2 tRNA genes and 2 rRNA genes are annotated in these 693 nt (G+C 44.9%); all 4 read right to left on the reverse strand.

Annotation, left to right across the window (positions count from 1 at the left end):
* Positions 1-153, reverse strand: a 23S ribosomal RNA gene (locus tag BCAMP_RS12060); the annotation flags it as partial.
* A 206-nt stretch (positions 154-359) separates the two neighbouring features.
* Positions 360-435: transfer RNA gene (locus BCAMP_RS12065), tRNA-Ala, on the reverse strand.
* Between the two features lie 24 nt (positions 436-459).
* Positions 460-536, reverse strand: a tRNA-Ile gene (locus BCAMP_RS12070).
* Positions 537-635: 99 nt separating this feature from the next.
* Positions 636-693 (reverse strand): 16S ribosomal RNA (locus tag BCAMP_RS12075); the annotation flags it as partial.

Genomic DNA, 693 nt, shown 5'->3' on the forward strand with positions numbered 1-693 from the left:
AGACACTATGCGATCAAGCATAGTAGGTTTCCCCATTCGGAAATCTCTGGATCAAAGCTTACGTACAGCTCCCCAAAGCATATCGGTGTTAGTCCCGTCCTTCATCGGCTCCTAGTGCCAAGGCATTCACCGTGCGCCCTTTCTAACTTAACCTTCAGATTTGTGTTCGTTGTTAAACAACTACTAACGCCTCTTTACTAATCACCTTACGGCTTTTAGTTCGACATAATGAACATATGTCTGGTTGGTCGTGCGATACGACCTGATGATTATAAATCACCTAAAATGAGTCTCGGTTGTTACTTGGTCTTTCTATTTCATATCAATTAGTATTCAGTTTTCAAAGAACAAAAAAATAATGGTGGAGCCTAGCGGGATCGAACCGCTGACCTCCTGCGTGCAAGGCAGGCGCTCTCCCAGCTGAGCTAAGGCCCCTTTATAAGGGTATTCAATTTAAAATGGTGGGCCTAAATGGACTCGAACCATCGACCTCACGCTTATCAGGCGTGCGCTCTAACCAGCTGAGCTATAGGCCCTTTGGAGAAGATTGACTTCTCAAAACTAAACGAACAAACAGATGTCATACAACAATTAATGTAACTTATCACACCCGAAGGTGTGTTCCTATTCCTTAGAAAGGAGGTGATCCAGCCGCACCTTCCGATACGGCTACCTTGTTACGACTTCACCCCA

This window comes from Brochothrix campestris FSL F6-1037, from assembly GCF_000525915.1.
Classification (GTDB): domain Bacteria; phylum Bacillota; class Bacilli; order Lactobacillales; family Listeriaceae; genus Brochothrix; species Brochothrix campestris.